Genomic DNA, 23012 nt, shown 5'->3' on the forward strand with positions numbered 1-23012 from the left:
GCCGCACCATGAGCCGCACGCTCACCTACTGGCAGGCGATCGCCGAGGGCACCGTCCAGGCGATGGAGGCCGACCCGAGCATCCTGATCGCCGGACAGAACGTCGACGACCACAAGGGCTCCTACGGCACCACTCGCCCGGCGTTCGAACGCTTCGGCGCCCAGCGCGTCATCGACACCCCCAACAGCGAGAACGCCGTCGCGGGCATCTGCATCGGCGCCGCCGACCAGGGCCTGCGCCCCCTCGTGGTGCACACCCGGGCCGACTTCATGTTCCTGGCCATGGACGCGCTGATCAACCTCGCGTCCAAGTGGCGCTACATGTACGGCGACAAGGGCGGAGTGCCCGTCGTGATGCGCGGCGTCGTCGGCCGCGGCTGGGGGCAGGGCGCCACCCACTCCCAGAGCCTGCACGCGACATTCGGCCACTTCCCCGGCCTGTACGTCGCCGCGCCCGCCTCCCCGGCCGACGCCAAGGGGCTGCTGGCCGCCGCCCTCCAGTCGGACACCCCGGTGGTGCTGATGGAGAACCGCTCGCTCTACCCGATCGAGGGCGAGGTGCCCGAGGAACTCACCCCGGTGCCCTTCGGAGTGGGCCGCCTCGCCCGCCACGGCACCGACGTGACCGTCGTCGCCGCCTCCCTGATGGTCCACGAGGCCGAACGCGCCGCCGACCTCCTCGCCCGGCAGGGCGTCAGCGTCGAGGTGGTGGACGTCCGCAGCATCCGGCCGCTGGACGAGGACCTCATCTGCGAGTCCGTCGCCCGCACCGGCCGCGTCGTCGTCGCCGACACGAGCTGGGCGCGCTACGGCTTCTCCGCCGAGGTCGCCGCCGTGATCGCCGAACGCATCCCCGGCGAACTGCGCGCCCCGGTCCGCCGGATCACGCCCCCCGACTGCCCCGCCCCGGTGTCCTGGCCGCTGGAGGAGGCCTTCCACCCCAGCGCCGCGAAGATCGCCGAGGCCTGCCTCGACCTGGTCGGCTCCGGCGGGGCCACCGTCCCCGTCCTCACCGGGGTCGACGCCGGATTCAGCGGACCCTACTGATCCGCGCCCCGCCCCCCGCACCCCGCACCCCGCCACCCGAGCGAAAGGCACCAGACGTGGAATCGAGCAGGTCGGCCGTGGTCGCCGAAGGGCTCCGCAAGAGCTACGGCACCGCCAAGGTCCTCGACGGGCTCGACCTCGTCGTCCCGCAGGGCACCGTGTGCGGGCTGCTGGGCCCCAACGGCGCGGGCAAGACCACCACCGTCGGCATCCTCTCCACCCTCCTGGCCCCGGACACGGGTCGGGCCGAGGTGGCCGGATACGACGTCGTCCGCCAGGCGGCCCAGGTCCGCCACCGCATCGGACTCGTCGGCCAGTACGCGGCCGTCGACGAAGTCCTCAGCGGGCGCGAGAACCTGGTGATGTTCGGGCGGCTGCACCACCTGCGGCCCGCCGCCGCCCGCCGCCGCGCCGACGAACTGCTGGAGCACTTCCGCCTCGCCGACACCGGCGGCAAACCGGTCAAGACCTACTCCGGCGGCATGCGCCGCCGCCTGGACCTGGCGGCCAGCATGGTGCTGGCCCCGCCGGTGCTCTTCCTGGACGAGCCGACCACCGGCCTCGACCCGCGCAGCCGCAACGAGGTCTGGGCGGCGGTCCGCGACCTGGTCCACGACGGCACCACCGTGCTGCTCACCACGCAGTACCTGGAGGAGGCCGACCAGCTCGCCGACAGCATCTCGGTGATCGACACCGGCAAGGTCGTCGCCGAGGGCACCCCCGAGCAGCTCAAGTCCCGCATCGGCGGGGACCGTATCGACATCGTGGTCCGGCACGCCGGCGAACTGGCGCGGGCCGCGGCCGCCGTGGCCCGCACCGGCGCAAGCGAGCCCGTCGTCGACGAGGACACCCGGCAGGTCGGCGTCCAGGTCCGCGACCGCGCCACCGCCCTCGCGGACGTCGTACGCGCCCTGGACCTCGCCCAGGTCACCGCCGAGGACATCTCCCTGCGCAGGCCCACCCTCGACGAGGTGTTCCTCCACCTCACCGGCACCGACCGGGCCACCGCACCGCAGGACGGACCGACCACGAAGCCGAAGGGCGCCCTCGTATGAGCCTCCTCCTCCCCGAACTGCCCGCCGGCCCCCTGTCCCGGCTGCGCTGGGCGCTCGCCGACGGCTGGACCGTCACCCTGCGCGGCCTGCTGCACCTGCGGCGCGAACCCGGCACGGTCATCAGCGGACTGCTCTTCCCGGTCATGATGGTCCTGATGTTCGGCTACTTCTTCGGCGGCGCCATGCAGGTGCCCGGCGGAGGGGACTACCGCGAATTCCTCATCCCGGGCATGTTCGTGATGACCATGGTCTTCGGCATGGGCGAATCGGTGGCCGCCGTCGCCGCCGACAAGAACCGCGGCGTCACCTCCCGTTTCCGCACCATGCCGATGGCCCCCTCGGCCGTCCTCGTCGGCCGCTGCGTCACCGACATGCTCCACTCGGTGCTCGGCCTCGCCGTGCTGTTCGGCGTGGGCCTCCTGATGGGCTGGCAGGCGCACGGCACCACCGCCGAGACCCTGTCCGCGGTCGGCCTGCTCCTGCTGCTGCGCTTCGCCCTGACCTGGGTCGGCATCTACCTCGGCCTCCTGATGAAGGGCCCCGAGGGCATCACCATGGTGCAGACCCTCGAATTCCCGGTCGGCTTCCTGACCAGCGCCTTCGTCGCACCGGCCACCATGCCGGGCTGGCTGGGCACCCTCGCCGAGTGGAACCCGCTGTCCTCCACCGTCGCCGCCACCCGCGAACTGTTCCAGAACCCCGGCTGGGGCGGCGACTCCTGGATCGCGCAGCACGCGACGACGATGGCCGTGCTCTGGCCCCTCCTGCTGACCGCCGTCTTCTTCCCCCTGGCCGTGAACCGCTACCGCCACCTCACACGCTGAGCAACCGGCCCCCGGCCGCCGACGTCCGTACGAAGGACCGGCCGCCCCGCGCACGACCACCCCGGCACACCCGCACCGACCCCAAGGAGAACCCCGATGGCCCTGCGCCCCCGAGCCCTGGCGGCGGCCGCCGCCGCGGCACTCGTGCTGCCCCTGCTCGTCGGCCCCGCGACCACCGCGACCGCCCACAGGCCGGGCAAGGCGGCCTGCACCCCCTTCACCTCCCGGGTGGCCGTCACCGAAGGTGCCCGCGCCGACCAGCGGATCTCCGGCACGCTCTGCACCCCGCGCGGCGACCGGGCCACCACCGTCCAACTGCTGGTCCACGGCGGCACCTACGACCGCGGCTACTGGACCGTACGCGGCCGGACCGGCGGCCCCTCCTACGTGGAAGCGGCCGCCGCCGCCGGCCACGCCGCGCTCGCCTTCGACCGGCTGGGCAGCGGCACCAGTTCCGCCCCGCACAGTTCCCGCTACACCGACACCACCCACGAACTGGTCACCCTCCAGCTCATCCGCACCCTGCGCGACCGCGGCTACCGCAAAGTCGTCCTGGTCGGCCACTCCTTCGGCGCGACCGTGGCCCGCATGGTCGCCGCCAAACACCCCGACGCCGTCGACGGCCTCATCCTCACCGGCGAGGGCGCCCCGCCCAACCTCGCCTCCTTCGAGGCGATGTTCGGCCTGTACATGCCCGCCGGACAGCACCCGCTGCTGGCCGGACGCCGCCTCGACGACGGCTACCTGGCGCTGCGCACCGGCGGTAAGAGCGACTGGTTCTACCACCGGGCCACCACCGAACCCCGGGTGATGCTCCACGACGAACTCACCACCGAACCCGGCGTCTACCCCGCCGACCCGGCCTACGGCGACATCGCCCTCAACCGCCACATCCGGGTTCCCGTGCTCGTCGTCGTCGGCCAGGAAGACAAACTCATCTGCGGCGGCCAGGGCGCCGACTGCACCAGCACGGCCACCCTCAAGGCCGCTGCCGCCCCGCTGTACGGGCCCCGGGCGAAGCTGGAGGCCCTCACGGTTCCGGCCACCGGACACAGCCTGAATGTGCACCGCACCGCCCCCCTGTGGTACGCCTACGCACAGGACTGGACCAAGCGCCGCGTTGACGGCGGGAGTTGACCGGAAAGCCGGATCGGGAGGCGCAACTGATGGTGTGGATGTCGCGTGAGCAGGCGGTCCTGCTGGCGCAATGCACGGTGATCTACGAGCCGGGCGACCCCGCACGCACCGGCCGACTGGCCTTCCACAGCCCCAAAGGCATGCCGGGGGCAGCTCCTGGGGAGGTGTCCGGTACGGGTTCCGGGGGGTTGTCCGAAACGGGTTCCTACGGTGTGTCGGGCACGGGTCCTGGAGGGTCGTCCGGTACGGGTTCCGGCGGTGCGTCCGGTACGGGTTCCGACGGGCTGTCCGGCACCGGTTCCGGCGGTGTGTCCAGCACCGGGACCGGCGGTCCGCAGGCCACCGGCCACGACAGCCTGCCCGCCCCCGGTGCCGGGCCGGACCTCGGCGAGCGCGGCGAGGCCGACCTGGTCGTCGACGAAGGCGGCACCCTCACCGTGCGCCGCCTCCCGGTGCTGCGGCTGACCGTGGCCGAGGCGCTGCCCGCCCTCCTCCTCGCCCGCCGACTGCACACCCAGGCGGCGGACGCACCTGCTGGCCCCACCGGTCCTGTCGGCCCCGCCGATCCCGCGAATCCCGCCGATCCCGCGAATCCCGCCGGTCCCGCGAATCCCGCCGATCCCGCCGGCCTCGCAGCCCCCGCCACTCCCTCAGCCTCCCCCACCCCCTCCGCCGCCTTCTGGGGCGCCGTCGCCGCCGCAGGCCTGCACCTCGCCGCCCGGGGCCGTCTCCTCGCCGGTGTCTCCGCCACCAACCACGACACCTGGCGGGCCGGCCCGCTCACCGCCGAGGACGTCCAGCACCTGCGTGAACTCGCCGCCGCCGCACCGGCCGAGGCGCTCGCCACCCCGCTGCCGGTGCCCGAGGGCGGCCCCCTGCTGCTGCCGGACACCGCCGACCTGATCCGCTCCTTCGTCGACGCGGTCGCCGACACCCTGCCGCGCACCGCCGCCGCCCCCGCAGCGGCGGGCCGGCCGGCCTTCGCCGCCGTGGAACCTCAGTACGTACCCCAACTGCGCGCCTGGGCCGAGGAGATCTCCCAGGGCCTCGCCTCGGGCATCCGGCTCGCCCTGCGTGTGGACCTGGTGCCCGCGGGCGACGGCGAGCCGCCCGCACTGCGCCTGGTGCCGCAGATCTCCAGCCCCGACGACCCCACCCGCAGCGCCGACGCCGACGAACTGTTCGCCTCGGTCGAGGCCGCCGGATTCGGACGGCGCGCCCAGGACAACACCGTCGCGGCCGTCCGCAGGGCCGCCGAGATCTGGCCACCGCTGTCCCGCCTGCTACCGGTGCCCTCCGCCCTCGACCTCGCCGACCACGAGGTCCGCGACCTGCTCGGCCCCGTCGCCGACCGGCTCGCCGCCCAGGACTTCGAGGTGCTCTGGCCCACCGACACCACCCGCTCCCTCGTGCCCCGGGCCGTCGTCGGCGGCGACCGCACCCCGCCCACCGACCTGCGCTCCTTCTTCGGCGGCGACGGCACGGTCGGGCTGCGCTGGCAGTTCGACCTGGACGGCCAGCCTTTGACCGAGCAGGAGATCGCCGAACTCGCCGACACCGACCAGGCGTTGGTGCGGATGCGCGGCGACTGGGTCCTGATCGGCACCGACACCGCCCGCAAGCTGCGCGAACGCGACCTCAAACCGCTCACCGCCATCGAGGCCCTCGCCGCCGCCCTCACCGGACACACCGAGATCAACGGCACCCCGGTGCGCATCGCCCCCAGCCCCTGGCTGCTCGCCCTGCGCCACCGCCTGGCCGACCCCGACTCCGGCGGCGAGCCCGTCGAGCCGCCCGCCGCGCTGAACGCGACCCTGCGCGACTACCAGTTGCGCGGCCTGCGCTGGCTGGACCGGATGACCTCGCTCGGCCTCGGCGGTTGCCTCGCCGACGACATGGGCCTCGGCAAGACCGTCCAGCTCATCTCCCTGCACCTGCTGCGCCAGGAACACCCGGACAGCGCCGGCCCCACCCTCGTGGTGTGCCCCGCCTCCCTCCTCGGCAACTGGCAGCGCGAGGTCCACAAGTTCGCCCCCGGCACCCCCGTCCGCCGCTACCACGGCCCCGGACGCACCCTGGACGGCGCCGACGCGGGCTTCGTCCTGACCACGTACGGCACCATGCGCCTGGACGCCGAGCAGCTCGGCGCACACCGCTGGAGCGCGGTCGTCGCCGACGAGGCCCAGCACGTCAAGAACCCGCACTCCAGCACCGCCAAGGCCCTGCGGCTCATCCCCGCCGACGCGAAGATCGCCCTCACCGGCACCCCCGTCGAGAACAACCTCTCCGAGCTGTGGGCCGTCCTCGACTGGACCACCCCCGGCCTCCTCGGCGGCCACAGCCACTTCCGCACCCGCTGGGTGGCCGCCATCGAGGCCGAGCGCGCCGAACGCGCCGAATTCGGGCCGCCGCCGGGGGAGGAGGGAGAGTACGGCCCCACCGCCCAGCGCCTCGCCGAACTGGTGCGGCCCTTCCTGCTGCGCCGCAAGAAGTCCGACCCGGGCATCGCCCCCGAACTCCCGCCGAAGACCGAGACGGACCGCCCGGTCGCCCTCAGCGGCGAACAGCGCACCCTGTACGAGAAGTACGTCCGCGAGACCATGGCGCAGATCCAGTCCACCGAGGGCATCGCCCGCAGCGGCCTGGTCCTCAAGCTGCTCACCGGCCTCAAGCAGATCTGCAACCACCCCGCCCACTTCCTCAAGGAGACCGAGGACCCCACGCTGGCCGGCCGCTCCGGGAAGCTGGAGCTGCTCGACGAACTCCTCGACACCATCACCGCCGAGGACGGCTCCGCCCTGGTGTTCACGCAGTACGTCACCATGGCCAAGCTCCTGGAAAGCCATCTGCGCGAGCGCGGCGTGCCCACGCTGCTGCTGCACGGCGGCACCCCGGTGCCGCGCCGCGAGGAGATGGTGCGCCGCTTCCAGGACGGTGAAGTCCCCGTCTTCCTGCTGTCGTTGAAGGCGGCGGGCACCGGCCTCAACCTGACCCGCGCCGACCACGTCGTGCACTACGACCGCTGGTGGAACCCGGCCGTGGAGGCGCAGGCCACCGACCGCGCCTACCGCATCGGGCAGACCCGGCCCGTACAGGTCCACCGCCTGATCACCGAGGGCACGGTCGAGGACCGCATCGCCGCCCTCCTCGAAGCCAAGAAGGGCCTCGCCGACGCGGTCCTCGGCTCCGGCGAGCAGGCCCTGTCGAACCTGACCAACGACGAGCTGGCCAACCTGGTCGAGCTGAGGAGCGAGGGATGAGCGTCAACGACAGGCAAGCACGGGGCTTTCCGGCCTTCGCCGCACGCCGCGGCGGCCGGGTACGCGGCCAGTCCTGGTGGGGCAAGGCCTGGGCGGACGCACTGGAGGACACCTCCCTCGACGAGGACGCCCTCAAGCGGGGCCGCTCCTACGCGCGCACCGGCCAGCTCGGGCCGATCACCGTCAGCCCCGGAGAGCTGTCCACCACCGGATACGAGGACGGCAGCCCCTTCCGTACGGTGCTCACCCTGCACGAACTCGACGACGCCGCCTGGGAGTCGCTCTGGGAGAAGACCGCCGCACTGCCGGAGGTCGCCGACGGCCTGCTCGCCGGCGAACTGCCGCCCGACCTGATGGAGGCCGCCGAGGACGCCCGGGTCAGCCTGCTGCCCGGCTACGGCGACCTGGAGGCGGACTGCGACTGCGACTCCTTCGAATACGTCTGCACGCACGCGGCCGCACTCAGCTACCAGGCGTCCTGGCTGCTGGACGAGGACCCGTTCCTGCTGCTCCTGCTGCGCGGGCGCAGCGAGCAGGAGGCCCAGGAAGAACTGCGGTCCGTCGTACTGATGGCCGCGATCGCGGGCGGCCTCGGCAGCGGCGGTACGCAACCGGAGCCGCAGCCCGCCACCGTGCCGCTGCCCGACGGCATCCCCGCCGCCGACCTCTTCGGGCGCACCCCCGCGGCACTGCCCGAGCTGCCGCCACTGCCCGCACCCCCCGTCGTCGCCGGCGCGTCCTCCGCGCAGATCGGCACCGACCCGCTGGAGCGGCTCATCGACGGCGCCGCCCTGCGCGGCCGCGAACTGCTCGCGTACACGCACGGACTCATCCCCGAGCCGCCCGCGCCGCTCGACCTGTGGCGGGACTGCGTACGGATCGCCGCCACCCGCCCCGACTCCCGGGTCCTGGCCCGGCTGCGGGAGGCCGGCGGCAACGCGCAGAAGCTCGAACGGGCCGCCGAGGCATGGCGGCTGGGCGGCAGCGCCGGCCTCGACGTACTGGAAGAGGCCTGGACACCGTCCCGGCAGGACACCGCCCGTGCCCGCCACGCCCTGACCGCGGGCTGGGAGCAGGACGAGCTTCCCGAGCTCGACGTGCACGACAACCACTGGACGCTGGCCGGCCGCGGACTCCAGCTCCGCTACGGGCGCGACGGCCGCTGGTACCCCTACCGGCAGACGGAGGACGGCCGCTGGTGGCCGGCCGCCGCACCGCACGAGGACCCGGCCGACGCCCTCGCCGACCTCCTCGACGGCTGAGCAGCCCCGTACGCGGGACGGGTGGGAGGCCCCGCACGCGCAGGACGCGAAGCGGCCCGGGACGGATGCGCATTCCGTCCCGGGCCGCACCCGCTACAGATCCACCACGAGCCGCCCGCCGCGCGCCCGCGAGACACACGGATACATCACGTCCGTACGCCCCCGCTCGTTCGGCGGCAGCACATGATCGCGGTGCTCGGGCGTCCCGCGCAGCACCCGCAGCTCACAGCTCCCGCACAGCCCGTCCTCGCAGGACGCCGCGAGACCGGGCGCCTCCTCCCGCAGCGCTTCCAGCGCCGACCGGTCGGCCGCCACCCGCACCACCGCGCCACTGCCGGCGAGTTCGACCTCGAAGGGCAGCTTCTCGCCCCCGGCATCCTCCGCGTCGGCCGCGAACCGCTCCAGATGCAGCTTCCCCGCCGGGCAGGCGCTCTCCATCAGCTCCTCGACGGCCCGCATCAGCCCACCGGGACCGCAGCAGTACACCGCTGTGCCCGCCGGGGCCGCCGACAGGTGCGCGGCCAGGTCGGGGCGGCCCGTCACGTCCCGTGCGTACGTTTGGACGCGCTCGGCCCCGTACCGCTCCACCTGCTCCACGAACGCCATGGAGGCCCGGCTGCGGCCCACGTACACCAACCGCCATTCGGCGCCCCGGCGTTCGGCCTCCTCGATCATCGGCAGGAACGGGACGATCCCGATGCCGCCCGCGACGAAGAGGAACGCGGGCGCGTCGGCCAGCGGGAAGTGGTTGCGCGGACCGCGCACCGCGAGCCGGTCACCCACCGACAGGCCGTGGACCTCGGCCGACCCGCCCCTGCCCGCCGCGTCCCGCAGCACCGCCACCCGGTACGCCGAACCGTCCGCGGGAGCGCCGTACAGCGAGTACTGCCGCACTTTCCCCGACGGCAGGACCAGGTCGATGTGCGCACCTGGCCGCCACGGCGCGGTGGCCGCCCCCGACTCGGGAACCAGCCGCAGGGCCACCACGCCCTCGGCCGGCCTCTCCACGGCCGCGACCCGCACCGCCACGTCCGTGCTCCGGGCGCCGCCCGCACCGGCAGCGGCGGCCTGCACGGGCCCGGCCGCCCGGGTCTGCGCGTACCGGCGACCGCGACGGGTGCGCCCCCACGGCTTGTACACCGAGAGCACACCCGTGAAGACCAGCACGGTGAACACCGGCGGCACGGTCCAGGCGAGCAGCGTGCCCTCCGTGCCCGGCCGGTAGACGCCGCCCTCGGCCGCGCCGGCCTGCTCGGCGGCCGTCAGCACCAGCGGATGGGTGTACACCCAGGCGAACGCAGCGACGGCGAGGGACAGCACCCACTTCACCAGCACCCACCAGTGCCGCATCAGGCCCCACGGCGTGCCCCACCCCAGCAGCACGCCGCTGGCCCCGCAGACCAGGCTCACCAGGGAGACGGTGCTCTCGTCGAAGACGTACATGGCGTAGTACGCGCCCTCGGCGACCCCGGGGTCCGAGGTCAGGTACCCGATGAGCGCGAGCGTGGCCATCGACAGGGACAGGCCCACCCAGCCGACCGACGACAGGATGTGCACGGCGAGCGTCACCTTGCGCCCCCGGGCACCGAGCCGGAACGGTTTGCGCTCCGCCCGCGCCGGGGGAGCGTCCGGCGGACCCTGGCCCCGCGACACCTCCCGCGGGACGTCGGGGGCCGAGGAGGACGGTTGCCGGATCAGGGTGGTCAAAAGGGGGCCTCGCTTTCGTGTGGGGGTGTCGGGCGGTGGTGCGGGTGGGGGGTGGGGGGAGCGGTGGGCGGTCAGGGCGCGGGCACCTCGATTCCCTTGAGGTACGTCGCGAAGGACTGGAGCCCCGGGTGCTCGGCGCGGAGCGCCGCGATGTCGGCCCGGTACCCGTGCTCCTGGAACCACTCGAACATCAGGGCGATGTCCGGGGCGTTGGGGATGTACGGGTTGTGCGCCACCGCGTCCAGCGACAGCTCCTCGAACCGGGCCGGCAGACCCGAACGCGCCGCGAACGCCTCCGCGATCTCCGTCGCGGTCAGGGCGTCACCGGCGATCTCCACCGACCGCCCCACGTACGCCTGCGGCTTCTCGAAGGCCTCCGCCGCGAAGAACCCGATGTCCTGGACCGCGATGAACTGCACCCGCGTATCGGGCTTCAGCGCCAGCCGCACCACCAGCGTGCCGTCCACCAGCTCCGGCCCATGAGCGGCGAAATTGTCCATGAAGAACGTCGGACGCAGCACCGTCAACGGCACCCCGGTGCCCGCGAGATACCGCTCGATGCCCCGCTTGGAGTCGAAGTGCGGCACCCCGCTCTCCCGTTCGGCGCCGCCCACCGACGTGTACACCACATGGCCGATCCCCGCCGCCTTCGCGGCCCGCGCGAGCGCCCGGCCCTGACGGACCTCACCCCCCAGACCGGCCGGGGTCATGAAGTTCTGCACCGCGAACAGACCGTGGAACCCCTCCAGCGCCGCACGCAGCGACGACTCGTCGTCCAGATCGCCGCGGACCAGCTCCACCCCCAGCTCCGCGAGCGCCCGCGCCCGCCCGGCGTCCGGGTCACGGACCAGCGCCGCCACCGCCCGGCCCCGGCCGACCAGTTCACGGGCCACCGCCCCGCCCTGCAGACCGGTTGCGCCGGTCACCAGGATCCTGCTCATCTGACACTCCTTCGGATACGCAGCTGCGGTGCGGCTGCTGCTCAGCGGAACAGGGCCGCGTTCTCCACGGCCCACTGGCGATAGGTGCGCGGCTCGCGCCCGGTCAGCTCACGCACCCAACGCGTCGGCCCGGCCCACGGCACCTCGGGGCTGTGCAGGGCCGCCACATTGGACTCCGCCGCCGTACGGTCCCCGCTGATCCCGGTGAACACCTCCACCACCTCCTCGGGCGGCGCCACCGAGAACTCCAGCTCCCGGCCCAGCACTTCGCCCAGGATCCGGGCCTGCTCCTGCGAGGTCAGCGTCTGCGGACCGGTGAGCAGGTACGACTTCCCCAGATGGCCGTCCTCGGTCAGGGCGACCACCGCGGCGGACGCGATGTCGTACTCGTCGATCGGAGCACCGGGGTTGTTGCCGATCCAGCAGCGCACCGCACCCGCCTCACGGACCGTGGAGATCCACCAGGAGGTGTTGGCGTGGAAGGGCCCCGGCCGCAGGAACGTCCACGGCACCCCGGACTCCTCGATCGCCTTCTCGGCGGCCCGGTGCTCGTGGGCGATGCCGTGCGGCAACGGATGCTCGATACCGCCCGACGACAGCAGCACCAGCCGCTCCGTCCCGGCCGCCCGAGCCGCATCCGCCACGTGTGCGGCCTCACCGCCCACATCACCGGAGAGCACCACCAGCGCCGCCGACACCCCCGCGAAGGCGGCCCGCAGCGAGGCGGGATCGGCAGGACTGCCCGCCACCACCTCAACCCCTGGGGGCAGCCCCGCCTCCTCGGGCGCCCGGCTCAGCGCCCGCACCCGGAGGCCCCGCGCGAGAAGCTGGCCCACCGCCTCCCTGCCGACCTTGCCGGTGGCGCCCGTGACCAGGAACACGCTCATGCCCGCCAGCCCTGCGGCTCCGGCCACGGGGAGCCGAGCTGCCGGTACGTGCCCTGGTAGTCCGGCCAGTCCCGGTGGTCACGGATCTTGCCGTCGACGAAACGGATGAGGTGGATCTGCTCCCCGGAGAACACCCGCCCGGTCGCGGCCATCCCCACGAGCTCGCCGACATGACGGCCGTACAGCACCAGCGAGGCGCGAACCCACTCCCCGCGCTCCTCCAACTGCACCTCTTCGAGGCGGGCCTCCTCGGAGAACGTCATCCGCAGCCACTTCACCGCCATGGCGAAGGAATCGGGACCCCGCAGGTCCATGTGCTCCATCGAAGCGGGATTCAGGTAGTCCGCGTGGATGTATTCCGCCACGTCACCGGTTTCTCCGGTGTTGTACGCCTGGATCATCCGGCGCACGGCGTCTGTCTGACTGCTCATCGCATTCCTTCCGCAGGAAATGTGCTGGGCTTCCGGTCTTTTCTCATCCTGCGCGGAAAGAAGCAGCGCGGACAACCACCCGCAATATCCCGGGAAAGGAATTCGACGCAGCATGCACCGGTAATTGAGCTGAATTCGAGCGAGACTTTTGTGGGACTGCGCGCACCCGCTCCCTCCAGCGCCGCTCGGGCGGCCGTCGAGCGCGCCGGGAAAGGGTCGGGCCCACCCATGCCCTTCACGGAGGTAGACCCATGACGACACAGACCCCCACGGCGGCCCTGGTCACCGGCGGCACCAGCGGCATCGGACTGGCCGTGGCACGCGACCTCGCCGCCCGCGGCCACCAGGTCTTCCTCTGCGCACGCACCGAGCAGCAGGTCAAGGAGACGGTGGCCGACCTGCGCGCCGAGGGCCTCGACGTCGACGGCACCGCCGCCGACGTCCGCGACCCCGCCTCCGTCCAGGCGCTCGTCGCCGCCGCCGTCGCCGCGTTCGGCCCGATCGGCATCCTCGTCAACAACGCCGGGCGCAGCGGCGGCGGTCCCACCTCCGGCCTCACCGACGAACTGTGGGACGACGTCATCGCGACCAACCTCACCAGCGTGTTCCGGCTCACCCGCGAAGTCCTCAAGAACGGCGGAATGGAAGGCTCCGGCCGCGGCCGGATCATCAACATCGCCTCCACCGCGGGCAAGCAGGGCGTCGTGCTCGGCGCCCCGTACTCGGCCTCCAAGCACGGCGTCGTCGGCTTCACCAAGGCCCTGGGCAACGAACTCGCCCCCACCGGCATCACCGTCAACGCCGTCTGCCCCGGATACGTCGAAACCCCCATGGCCCAGCGCGTGCGCTCCGGCTACGCGGCGGCCTACGACACCTCCGAAGAGCAGATCATGCAGAAGTTCACCGCCAAGATCCCCCTCGGCCGCTACTCCACCCCCGAGGAGGTCGCCGGCCTCGTCGGCTACCTGACCACCGACACGGCCGCCTCCATCACCGCACAGGCCCTCAACGTCTGCGGCGGCCTCGGCAACTTCTGATCCCGGAAGACCGGCCCCCGGGCAAGGAGGACGGCCCGAAGCGGCCCACGGCCGCCCCCGGAAGAGGCCCCCGGCGCCGTCCCCGCCGGCCCGTGCCCCCTCCGGGGCCGCAAGTCCGGTGTCCGCCGCAGACCAGGCAAGTCAAGCCGTACGCCCGCCCCCGGTCCTCCCCGGAACCCCACCGGGACCCGAACCGGGAAGACCGGAAGGGTCCCCCGCATGAGCACCACTGGCAGCACCCCGCAACGCGGACCGGCCGCCACCGGCGACGCACCCCGCCCGACCGACGACGTACCGCTCTCGACAGCACTGGCGATGGCCTCGTTCCGCATCTCCCGCGGAAACCCCACCACCGAGGAGACGGCCGCCGTGGCCGCCGTCCTCATGGCAGGACTGCGCAGACTCCACGACACCCGACCGGCCACCGCCACCCCCCGGATCCTCAGACTCCCCCACCCCACCCGGCCCGCCTACCGCGCGCCGGGCTCCTGGGCCTCCTGACCGCACCCCACCGGAAGGGAGCCGTGCGGCGGCCCGCCACCCGCGGTCCCCGGCCCACGGGACCGGCACTCGGCACACCTCCCCACCGTCCCGGAGGAACCCCATGACCATCAGCGACGTCTCCCCCGTCCGCATCCAGGACCGCACCGCGGAACTGGCCGAGATCAAGGCCCACGCCGCCGCCGGACCCGACCCCGGGGCCACCGAACGGCAGCACGCCAAGGGCAAACTGACGGCACGCGAGCGCATCGAGACACTCCTCGACGCGGGCTCGTTCCACGAGATCGAAGCACTGCGCCGCCACCGCGCCACCGGATTCGGCCTGGAGGGCAAGAAGCCCCACACCGACGGAGTCGTCACCGGCTGGGGCACCGTCCACGGCCGGACCGTCTTCGTCTACGCGCACGACTTCCGCATCTTCGGCGGCGCCCTCGGCGAGGCCCACGCCCAGAAGATCCACAAAGTGATGGACCTCGCGCTGGCCGCGGGCGCCCCGCTGGTCTCCCTCAACGACGGCGCGGGCGCACGCATCCAGGAGGGAGTCACCGCCCTGGCCGGCTACGGCGGCATCTTCCGGCGCAACACCCGGGCCTCCGGAGTGATCCCGCAGATCTCCGTGATGCTCGGTCCCTGCGCCGGCGGCGCCGCCTACAGCCCCGCCCTCACCGACTTCGTGTTCATGGTCCGCGACATCTCACAGATGTTCATCACCGGCCCGGACGTCGTCAAAGCCGTCACCGGCGAGGAAATCACCCACAACGGCCTCGGCGGCGCCGACGTCCACACCTCCCTCTCCGGCGTGGCGGCCTTCGCCTACGACGACGAGGAGAGCTGCCTGGAAGACGTACGCTTCCTGCTGTCGCTGCTGCCCTCCAACAACCGCGAGACCGCCCCCCGCGAGGAGGCCGCCGACCCCGCCGACCGCCGCACCGACAACCTCCTCCACCTCGTCCCGGCCCACCCCGGCCAGGCCTACGACATCCGCACCGTCATCGAGGAGATCGCCGACGACGGCGAGTACTTCGAAGTCCAGCGCGCCTGGGCACAGAACGTGGTCTGCGCACTGACCCGCTTCGACGGCCACGTCACCGGAATCGTCGCCAACCAGCCCGTCTCGGCGGCCGGCGTCCTCGACATCCACGCCAGCGAGAAAGCCGCCCGCTTCGTCCAGTTCTGCGACGCCTTCAACATCCCGATCCTCACCCTCGTCGACGTCCCCGGCTTCCTCCCCGGCGTCGACCAGGAACACCACGGCATCATCCGGCACGGAGCCAAACTGCTGTACGCCTACTGCAACGCCACCGTCCCCCGCATCCAGCTGATCCTGCGCAAGGCCTACGGCGGCGCGTACATCGTCATGGACTCACGCTCCATCGGCACCGACATCTCCCTCGCCTGGCCCACCAACGAAATCGCCGTCATGGGAGCCGAAGGTGCCGCCAACGTCATCTTCCGCCGCGAGATCGCGGCAGCCGAGGACCCGGACACCGAACGCGCACAGAAGATCAAGGAGTACAAGACCGAGCTGATGCACCCCTACTACGCGGCCGAACGCGGCCTCGTGGACGACGTCATCGATCCCGCCGAGACCCGCTCCGCGATCATCGCCGCCCTCACGATGCTACGGACCAAACACGCCGACACCCCCTCCCGCAAACACGGCAACCCGCCCCTGTGAGCCCCTCCGGGCCGGGCCCTGTACGACACCGCGCAGGGTCGTCCCACGTCCCAGCAAGGCTTGAGCGGACCCGCCTAACGTGAAACGCATGAAGGCTCTCGTCCTCTCCGGAGGGTCAGGCACCCGTCTGCGCCCCATCACCCACACCTCGCCCAAACAACTGGTGCCGGTGGCCAACAAGCCGGTCCTCTACTACGTGCTGGAGGACATCGCCGCCGCCGGCCTCACCGAAGTCGGGATCGTGGTGGGAGAGACCGCCGACGAGATCCAGGACGCGGTCGGCGACGGCTCGAAATTCGGCCTGCGCGTGACCTACCTGCCCCAGCAACTCCCGCTCGGCCTCGCGCACGCCGTGCTGATCGCCCGGGAATTCCTCGGCGACGACGACTTCGTGATGTACCTCGGTGACAACTTCATCGTCGGAGGCATCACCGAACTCGTCGAGGAGTTCCGCGCCGAGCGGCCCGACGCCCGCATTCTCCTGACCCGCGTACCCAACCCCGTCGCCTTCGGAGTCGCCGAACTCGACGCCGAAGGCCGTGTGGTGGGCCTCGAAGAGAAACCCCGGCAACCCAAGAGCGACCTCGCCCTCGTCGGCGTCTACCTCTTCAGCGCCGCCGTACACGAAGCGGTACGGGCCATCGAACCCTCCTGGCGCGGCGAACTGGAGATCACCCACGCCATCCAATGGCTGATCGACCACCAGCACGACGTCCGCTCCACCACCATCCAGGGCTACTGGAAGGACACCGGCAACGTCACCGACATGCTGGAGGTCAACAGGCTCGTCCTGGAGGGCATCGAGGAACGCGTCGAAGGAGACGTCGACGCGGCCAGCGAAGTGATCGGCCGCGTCCGCATAGAAGCCGGCGCCCAGGTCCGTAGATCCCGCATCGTGGGCCCCGCCGTCATCGGCGCGGGAACCCTGATCAGCGACTCCTACATCGGCCCCTACACCTCCATCTCCGAGGACTGCCGAATCGAGGACACCGAAATCGAGTTCTCCATCGTGCTGCGCGACGCCCGCCTCGAAGGCATCCGCCGGGTCAGCGCCTCCCTCGTCGGCCGCAGCGCATCCGTCACCTCGGCCCCCCGCATGCCCTCCGGCAACACACTCGTACTCGGCGACCACAGCGAGGTGCAGATCGCGTCATGAGCGCCACATCCCTCCTGGTGACCGGCGGCGCCGGATTCATCGGCTCGCACTACGTCCGCACCCTGCTCGGCCCCCACAGCACCGACGACGTGACCATCACCGTCCTCGACAAGCTCACCTACGCCGGACACCTCAGCAACCTCGCCGCCGTGGCCGACGACAGACGCTTCACCTTCGTCCACGGAGACATCTGCGACGCCCCCCTGGTCCACCAACTGGTCGCCGACCACGACCAGATCGTGCACTTCGCCGCCGAATCCCACGTCGACCGCTCCATCACCGGCGCCACCGACTTCATCCGTACGAACGTCTCCGGAACCCAGACACTCCTCGACGCCGCACTCCACCACGGCATCGACACCTTCGTCCACGTCTCCACCGACGAGGTCTACGGCTCCATCGACCACGGCTCCTGGCCGGAGACCTCCCCCGTCAGCCCCAACTCCCCCTACTCCGCCACCAAGGCGTCCAGCGACCTCATAGCCCTCGCCTACCACCGCACCCACGGCCTCGACCTGCGCGTGACCCGGTGCTCCAACAACTACGGCCTCCACCAGTTCCCCGAGAAAATCATCCCGCTGTTCGTCACCACGCTCCTGAACGGCGGATCAGTACCGCTCTACGGCGACGGCGGCAACATCCGCGACTGGCTGCACGTCGACGACCACGTACGCGGCATCGAACTGGTACGCAAAGGCGGCCGCGCCGGCGAGATCTACAACATCGGCGGCGGCACCGAACTGACCAACAAGGAACTGACCGGTCTGATCCTGGAAGCCTGCCGGGCCGACTGGAGCAACGTCCACCACGTCACCGACCGCAAGGGCCACGACCGCCGCTACTCCGTGGACTGCACAAAGATCACCCAAGAACTCGGCTACCACCCGACGAAGGACTTCCGGACCGGCCTCGCCGAAACCGTCGACTGGTACCGCACCAACCGTTCCTGGTGGCAACGCGCGGCATCGCCGCACGGAAACCTCCGCCCTCGTCCGGTGCGCGAACCGCACCCGAGCAAGCGCGGAGCAGAAGTGAGTTAAAGGAACCATGGAAAGGGCCCCCTGATCAAAGATTCATGCGTTGCACGCATGAATCACTCGTACGATGGGCCCGTGGCACTGGGCTTGGAGGAATCGCTGCGGCTGACGGTCGCGGCGTTGATGCAGGCGACGGGGGAGTCGCAGCGGATGGTGGCTGAGGCGCTGGGTCTGACCCAGACGCAGGTCTCGCGCCGTCAGTCCGGTGCTGCTGCATGGCAGTTGGACGACGTCGACGCGCTCGCCGCCCACTACGGGGTGCGCCCCCTCGATCTCCTCGACGGGCCGACGAAGGCGTGCGAGGCGCTGCCCGCCGACCGGTTGCGGGCGACCGTCCAGAGGAAGGGGGCCGGCCGATGACCGGCCACGGCTTCGACGCGATCGACTCGCTGCTGTCCTCCGTCACCGAACAGGCCGCCCTCCCCGGCCCGGGAGTACGCCGCGAACTGCGCGAGCGCGGGCGTCTGTCCCGGGCGCAGGTCGCGAAGGCGCTCGGGGTGAGCCCGTCCACGGTGTCCGGCTGGGAGTCCGGCCGCGACCCGAGCGGGGAAGTTCGTACCCGGTACGCGTACCTCCTGGACGGCCTCGCCGCGAAGTTCGCCGACCAGGCCCCGGCCGCGGAGGACGACGAGGACCAGGCCGACACCGACCCGTCCCCCGAGGACGCCTCCACCGAGGCCGCGCCCGAGGATGACGACCTGGCGGACGACGTCGACGTCCTGGCGGTGCCCGAGCCGTGCGTGCTGTGCGGCACCCCGGCCGGTCACCGGATCGACGGCTTCGCGCAGCACCTCGACCCCACCGACTGCCGGACCGCTCCCGCTGCTCCGGTCCCGGCTCCCGCTCCGGCGGAACCGGCCACCGACGCCGACGTCGTTACCGCCGCGTCCCGTACGGCGGCTGCCCCGACGTCGGCACCGCCGGTCCCGGCGCGTGCGGCTCGTACGAGCCGTCCGGCCTTCCGGTCGACGGCACAGCAGAAGCCGCGGGGGCGGGCGTTCCAGGAGGAGTCCGGCCCCGGCGACCTCATCGTCCAGGCCGTCCAGGCCGCCTTGTCCGAGCACGGCGGCGACGTCGAAGAAGCCACTGCAGCGCTGGTCAAGCGGGCGATCCCGGACGCGATGGCGCTGCTGGACGAGACCCGTAGGGGAGGCCGGTACGACGTCGTCGCCCACCCGGCTTTGCCGAAGATCCTGCGCAAGCAGACCTCCAAGGGCGCCGACCAGGTCTGGGAGGCCCGTCCGAAGTGGACCCGGCGCGCACTGCCCGAGGGGGCGCACGAGGTGGTCGCGCTCGACATGAACGCCGCCTACCTCTCCGCCCTCAAAACCCACCTCCCCATCGGGCAACTGGAGCACTCCACCGGGTTCGACTTCGACCGCCGCCGGGCCGGGGTCCACCTGATCACCCCGCCGGTCTGGGAGCACGAGGACGTCCTGCCCAACCCGATCGGCAACCGCGACGAACCCGGCCCGCTGTGGGTGACCGAGCCGACCCTGCGGCTGCTGCTGCGCCTGTCCGGCCCCAAGCACCGGCTGTGCGACCCGCCGGAGATCCACGAGTCCTACACCTCCGGCTCGACCGAGGGGCTGCTGGAGAAGTTCCGCGTGACGCTCACCGAGGCCCGCGCCCAGGCGCTGGCCGAGGGGGACGAGGTGACGCTGGAGTACGTGAAGGCGATGTACTCGAAGTTCGTCTCCACGCTGGGGGAGTCGAACTACAACCGGGAGATCTACCGCCAGGACTGGATGCACCTCATCCGCTCCCAGGCGTTCGCGAACCTGTGGATGAAGGCGTGGAAGGCTCATGAGGGCGGCCTGCACGTGGTGCGGGCCATGGGCACCGACGAGCTCCATGTCATCGGCGACTGGCACCAGGTGTTCCCCGAAGGGCGGGGCGTCACCGAGGTCAAGGTGAAGGACGCGTACACCGTCGGCACAGAGCCCGGCGATCAGACCGGGGAGGGAAAGTAAGTGCCGCAGAAGAATCTCCGGTTCGGCCTGTTCGGCGCGCGCGGCATCAAGGGCGGTGACGCGGTCGCCGCCCAGCTCGACCGCCTCGCCGGAGGCATCGCGACGCCGGTCACCTCCAAGCGCGGCTGGACGGCCCGCCTGAACTACCTCACCCGCACCGACCACGCGCGGGCGGCAGCGAAGGCCGCCGGCCTCACCGTCACCGACCGCACCCTCAAAGCCTGGCGCGGGGGCAAACGCACCCCGTCGAAAGCGAGCCTTCAGAAGATCGAGCGCGCGTACACCGCCGTGCGCCGTCAGAACGTCGCCAAACACCTCCTCAAGCGCCTCAACCGCGACGGCCGCGGCACCCGCATCGAGATCCACCCGCTGAACCAGTCCCAGGTCCCCCAGCGCAACAAGCGCGTCCTGACCCACCGCACCATGAACGTCCGCAAGTGGGACCGCCTCGTCGGCGCGTGGGCGGCTGGCGACAGCCGCGAGCTGGAAGCCGGGTGGGACGACGCGATCGGTGACCTCGGTTCGGACTGGGGCGGCTACGAGTACGTGACCAACGTGGGGTTCGCCGCGTAACGCACCTCGGAACGCGCCGGAAGGGAAACGCGACCATGGAAGAGCACCCGCCACCCCGGCCGAGGACTTCGCCGCGCGCCGGGCCGCGCAGCCGGCCGCCTCGAAGCGGCGCCGCCGGTACGCGTACAGCGCGGACCCGTTCAGCGCGACCTGCCGGGCCTGCCACCAGTCCCAGACGGACCTGACGCCTGAACAGGCCGGACCCTGGCACGCCCAGCACCAGCGCACCTGCACCGGCCACCCCGGGCCCGCCGCCCGGCCCGGAGGGCAAGACCCTGCCCTCCCACCGCCGTAGCTGGGCCGCTTCTCATCAGCGGGTGCGGGTGCAGCAGCCCGGGGTCACGGTCCGTTGCCGCCGGGCCCCGGACCCACCGGCGGCCCTGCAACACGGCGACCGCGGAGACACCCTCCGAGCAGACGCTCGATCGGGCGCCGGTGCCCGAACTCCAGCCCCTCCAGCCCCTGCCCGGCGGCCCGGCAGGCCCGGGAGGGGCTGGAGGGGCTGGGGCTCCGCCACGACAGCGAACCCGGCTCCCACCGCGCGCCCGGGGTCGCAGCGTCACCCACCGGCTGCGTTAGGCTCGCTGCACCGACCGCGAACTCCAGCCCCTCCAGCCCCTTTTCGACGTGCCGACCGCTGTTGAACTGCACGTATCGCCACCACCGGCACGTCACTTCCGCACCCCGAGCAAGGACCTGAGTGTGACCATGCACCAAGAGCCTCCTCCCGAGGCGGCGGGAACTCGCCCGGCGGTCACGACGGCACGGTGTGCACACAGGGCCCGGCCGGCCCCCTTCGCCCCACTGCTGCTGCACCGCGCGCCCGCCGCCCCCGAAGGACTCTCATGAGCCCCAGTGACCCCACCGGTGCGGCCTTCGACGCGCACCACGTCGCTCAGCAGATGCTCCAACTGGACGTGCGGGACGGGCAGGACGGCGAGAGCGCGGACTGCGTGCTGCCCGTGCAGAAGGCCATCACCAAGCCCGTCGACGCTCCCGCGGGCACTGACGCGGCGCCGGTGGGGCGACTGCCGGAGGACCTCACCGACCGGGCGAACGCAGAGCTGTTCGCCCAGTTGTACGGGGGACGGTTCCGTTACGTCGCCGGAAACGGCTGGTACGTGTGGAAGGCGGGCCGGTGGAAGCTGCGCGGCGGCGAGGGCGAGGCGATCTGGGCGGCGGGGGACATGGCCGGGCAGATGCCCCGCTCCGACCCCCAGGGCCGCTTCTCCGCACAGGAGGTCGTCAGGCACCGCCGGTACTCGTCCTCGACGAGCGGCGTGAAGGCCATGCTGCTGCAGGCGAAGGCGTCCCCGGCGCTGTCCCTGGACGCCGAGCAGCTCGACGGCAACCCCTACACCCTGTGCACGCCCTCGGGGGTGGTCGACCTGAAGACCGGGGTGCTGCGCGCCGCGGACCCGCTGCACGACTTCAACTCCCGCTGCACCCGCGTCTCTCCCGTCGCGATGCCCACGCCGCGGTTCTTCGCGTTCCTCACGGACATCTTCGGCGACGACGCGGACGGCAAGGAGATGATCGAGTACCTGCATCTGCTGCTCGGCTACTCGATCACCGGGGACGTGGGCGCCCAGGTGCTGCCGTTCTGCCACGGCGACGGGGCGAACGGCAAGTCCGTCCTGCTGGACACCACGGTGCAGATCCTCGGCGACTACGCGCACTCCGCGCCCCCGGGATTCCTGATGGACCGCGGGGCCTACACCGAGCACTCGACCGAACTGACCGAGCTCTACGGGCGCCGCCTGGTGGTGTGCAGCGAACTCAAGCCGAACGACAAGTTCAACGAGGTGCGCATGAAGCTCCTCACCGGCGGCGACATGGTCACCGCCCGCAGGATGCGCCAGGACTTCTTCACCTTCACGCCCACCCACCACCTGTGGCTGCTGGGCAATCACCACCCCGAGGTCGCCACCGGCGGACACGCCTTCTGGCGACGCCTGCGCCTGATCCCCTTCGAGCGGAAGATCGCCGACCACAAGAAGATCGACAACCTGGCCCGGATCCTCGTCGAGGAGGAGGGGCCGGGCATCCTGGCCTGGCTCATCGAGGGGGCCCGCCGCTTCCTGGCGACCCGGGACCCCAGCAGGGAGCGCGACAACCTCGCGGGCCCGGCGCGGGTCCGCACCGCGACGGCCTCCTACGCCGCGACCGAGGACCACATCGGGCGCTTCCTCGGCGACCTGTGCCGCCGGCACGAGAAGATGCAGGTGCGCCAGACCCTGCTGTACCAGGTCTACTCCCACTGGTGCCACGAGGAAGGGACACGCCCGGCCGGCTCCCGGTCCTTCGCCACCCGGGTGCGCAGCGAGCTCGGCCTCAAGTCCCCCGACGAGATGATCAAAAGCAACGGCGTCCGTTACTACCCGGGCCTCGGCCTGGCCGACGGCGAACAGTGACCATGGACACCACCCGACACCCGGCAGAGCTGCACCGGAGGACCGCCACCCCCGTGGGCTCCTGCCCGGCTCGGACCGCACTCTTTACACTCC

At 72.0% G+C, this 23012-nt stretch carries 19 protein-coding genes; 15 read left to right on the forward strand and 4 right to left on the reverse strand.

All coding sequences use genetic code 11. The annotated features are described in order from the left end of the window. Positions 1-8 precede the first annotated feature (8 nt). The 6 genes from ACIP93_RS32185 (at position 9) to ACIP93_RS32210 (ending at position 8584) form a co-directional block, all read left to right on the forward strand. Positions 9-1046: a transketolase C-terminal domain-containing protein gene (locus ACIP93_RS32185; protein WP_345219917.1), complete on the forward strand. Its 1038-nt coding sequence runs from the start codon at positions 9-11 to the stop codon at positions 1044-1046. 56 nt (positions 1047-1102) lie between these two features. Beyond that, positions 1103-2101, forward strand: a complete 999-nt coding sequence (locus tag ACIP93_RS32190) for an ATP-binding cassette domain-containing protein (protein WP_345219916.1) — start codon at positions 1103-1105, stop codon at positions 2099-2101. Further along, a complete protein-coding gene (locus ACIP93_RS32195) occupies positions 2098-2925 on the forward strand; it encodes an ABC transporter permease (protein WP_401764636.1) in 828 nt (275 codons plus the stop codon). The genes ACIP93_RS32190 and ACIP93_RS32195 overlap by 4 nt, the downstream gene beginning before the upstream one ends. 96 nt (positions 2926-3021) lie before the next feature. Next, entirely contained in the window at positions 3022-4062 is a 1041-nt protein-coding gene (locus tag ACIP93_RS32200) for an alpha/beta fold hydrolase (RefSeq protein WP_401764639.1), read from the forward strand. Between the two features lie 29 nt (positions 4063-4091). Beyond that, the gene (locus ACIP93_RS32205) at positions 4092-7322 is read left to right on the forward strand and encodes an SNF2-related protein (protein WP_401764642.1); all 3231 of its coding nucleotides are present in this window, start codon (positions 4092-4094) and stop codon (positions 7320-7322) included. Beyond that, a complete protein-coding gene (locus tag ACIP93_RS32210; protein ID WP_401764644.1) occupies positions 7319-8584 on the forward strand; it encodes a hypothetical protein in 1266 nt (421 codons plus the stop codon). Before ACIP93_RS32205 ends, ACIP93_RS32210 begins: the two co-directional genes overlap by 4 nt. Positions 8585-8677: 93 nt before the next feature. Here the strand turns inward: ACIP93_RS32210 and ACIP93_RS32215 are convergent, their stop codons facing one another. From ACIP93_RS32215 to ACIP93_RS32230, 4 genes are all read right to left on the reverse strand, one after another. Continuing rightward, complete coding sequence (locus ACIP93_RS32215) at positions 8678-10291, reverse strand: PDR/VanB family oxidoreductase (RefSeq protein ID WP_401764647.1); 1614 nt, start codon at positions 10289-10291, stop codon at positions 8678-8680. A gap of 71 nt (positions 10292-10362) precedes the next feature. After that, entirely contained in the window at positions 10363-11232 is an 870-nt protein-coding gene (locus ACIP93_RS32220; protein WP_345219910.1) for an NmrA/HSCARG family protein, read from the reverse strand. Between the two features lie 41 nt (positions 11233-11273). Then, positions 11274-12119 (reverse strand): NAD(P)H-binding protein, encoded by an 846-nt coding sequence (locus ACIP93_RS32225; protein ID WP_401764650.1) that lies wholly within the window; start codon positions 12117-12119, stop codon positions 11274-11276. Then, on the reverse strand, positions 12116-12550 hold the full coding sequence (locus ACIP93_RS32230; protein ID WP_345219908.1) for an ester cyclase: 435 nt from the start codon (positions 12548-12550) through the stop codon (positions 12116-12118). The genes ACIP93_RS32225 and ACIP93_RS32230 overlap by 4 nt, the downstream gene beginning before the upstream one ends. A 251-nt stretch (positions 12551-12801) precedes the next feature. Between ACIP93_RS32230 and fabG the strand changes: the two genes are divergently transcribed. From fabG to ACIP93_RS32275, 9 genes are all read left to right on the forward strand, one after another. Further along, the gene (gene fabG, locus ACIP93_RS32235; protein ID WP_345219907.1) at positions 12802-13587 is read left to right on the forward strand and encodes a 3-oxoacyl-ACP reductase FabG; all 786 of its coding nucleotides are present in this window, start codon (positions 12802-12804) and stop codon (positions 13585-13587) included. A gap of 219 nt (positions 13588-13806) precedes the next feature. Continuing rightward, on the forward strand, positions 13807-14088 hold the full coding sequence (locus ACIP93_RS32240; RefSeq protein WP_345219906.1) for an acyl-CoA carboxylase epsilon subunit: 282 nt from the start codon (positions 13807-13809) through the stop codon (positions 14086-14088). 103 nt (positions 14089-14191) lie between these two features. Further along, the gene (locus ACIP93_RS32245) at positions 14192-15766 is read left to right on the forward strand and encodes an acyl-CoA carboxylase subunit beta (RefSeq protein ID WP_345219905.1); all 1575 of its coding nucleotides are present in this window, start codon (positions 14192-14194) and stop codon (positions 15764-15766) included. 88 nt (positions 15767-15854) lie between these two features. Then, positions 15855-16922 carry a glucose-1-phosphate thymidylyltransferase gene (locus ACIP93_RS32250; protein ID WP_345219904.1) on the forward strand — a complete coding sequence of 356 codons (1068 nt, stop codon included), beginning with the start codon at positions 15855-15857 and terminating at the stop codon, positions 16920-16922. Further along, positions 16919-17962, forward strand: coding sequence for a dTDP-glucose 4,6-dehydratase (gene rfbB, locus ACIP93_RS32255; protein ID WP_401764655.1), 1044 nt, complete (start codon positions 16919-16921; stop codon positions 17960-17962). The genes ACIP93_RS32250 and rfbB overlap by 4 nt, the downstream gene beginning before the upstream one ends. A gap of 72 nt (positions 17963-18034) precedes the next feature. Continuing rightward, positions 18035-18319: a helix-turn-helix domain-containing protein gene (locus tag ACIP93_RS32260; RefSeq protein ID WP_401764659.1), complete on the forward strand. Its 285-nt coding sequence runs from the start codon at positions 18035-18037 to the stop codon at positions 18317-18319. Next, positions 18316-19932 (forward strand): helix-turn-helix domain-containing protein, encoded by a 1617-nt coding sequence (locus ACIP93_RS32265; RefSeq protein WP_401764662.1) that lies wholly within the window; start codon positions 18316-18318, stop codon positions 19930-19932. Before ACIP93_RS32260 ends, ACIP93_RS32265 begins: the two co-directional genes overlap by 4 nt. Beyond that, entirely contained in the window at positions 19933-20505 is a 573-nt protein-coding gene (locus tag ACIP93_RS32270; RefSeq protein ID WP_401764665.1) for a transcriptional regulator, read from the forward strand. An 845-nt stretch (positions 20506-21350) separates the two neighbouring features. Beyond that, a complete protein-coding gene (locus tag ACIP93_RS32275) occupies positions 21351-22919 on the forward strand; it encodes a phage/plasmid primase, P4 family (protein ID WP_401764668.1) in 1569 nt (522 codons plus the stop codon). Positions 22920-23012: the final 93 nt, after the last annotated feature.

The sequence above is a fragment of the Streptomyces sp. NPDC088745 genome (genome assembly GCF_044751045.1).
GTDB lineage: Bacteria > Actinomycetota > Actinomycetes > Streptomycetales > Streptomycetaceae > Streptomyces > Streptomyces cremeus.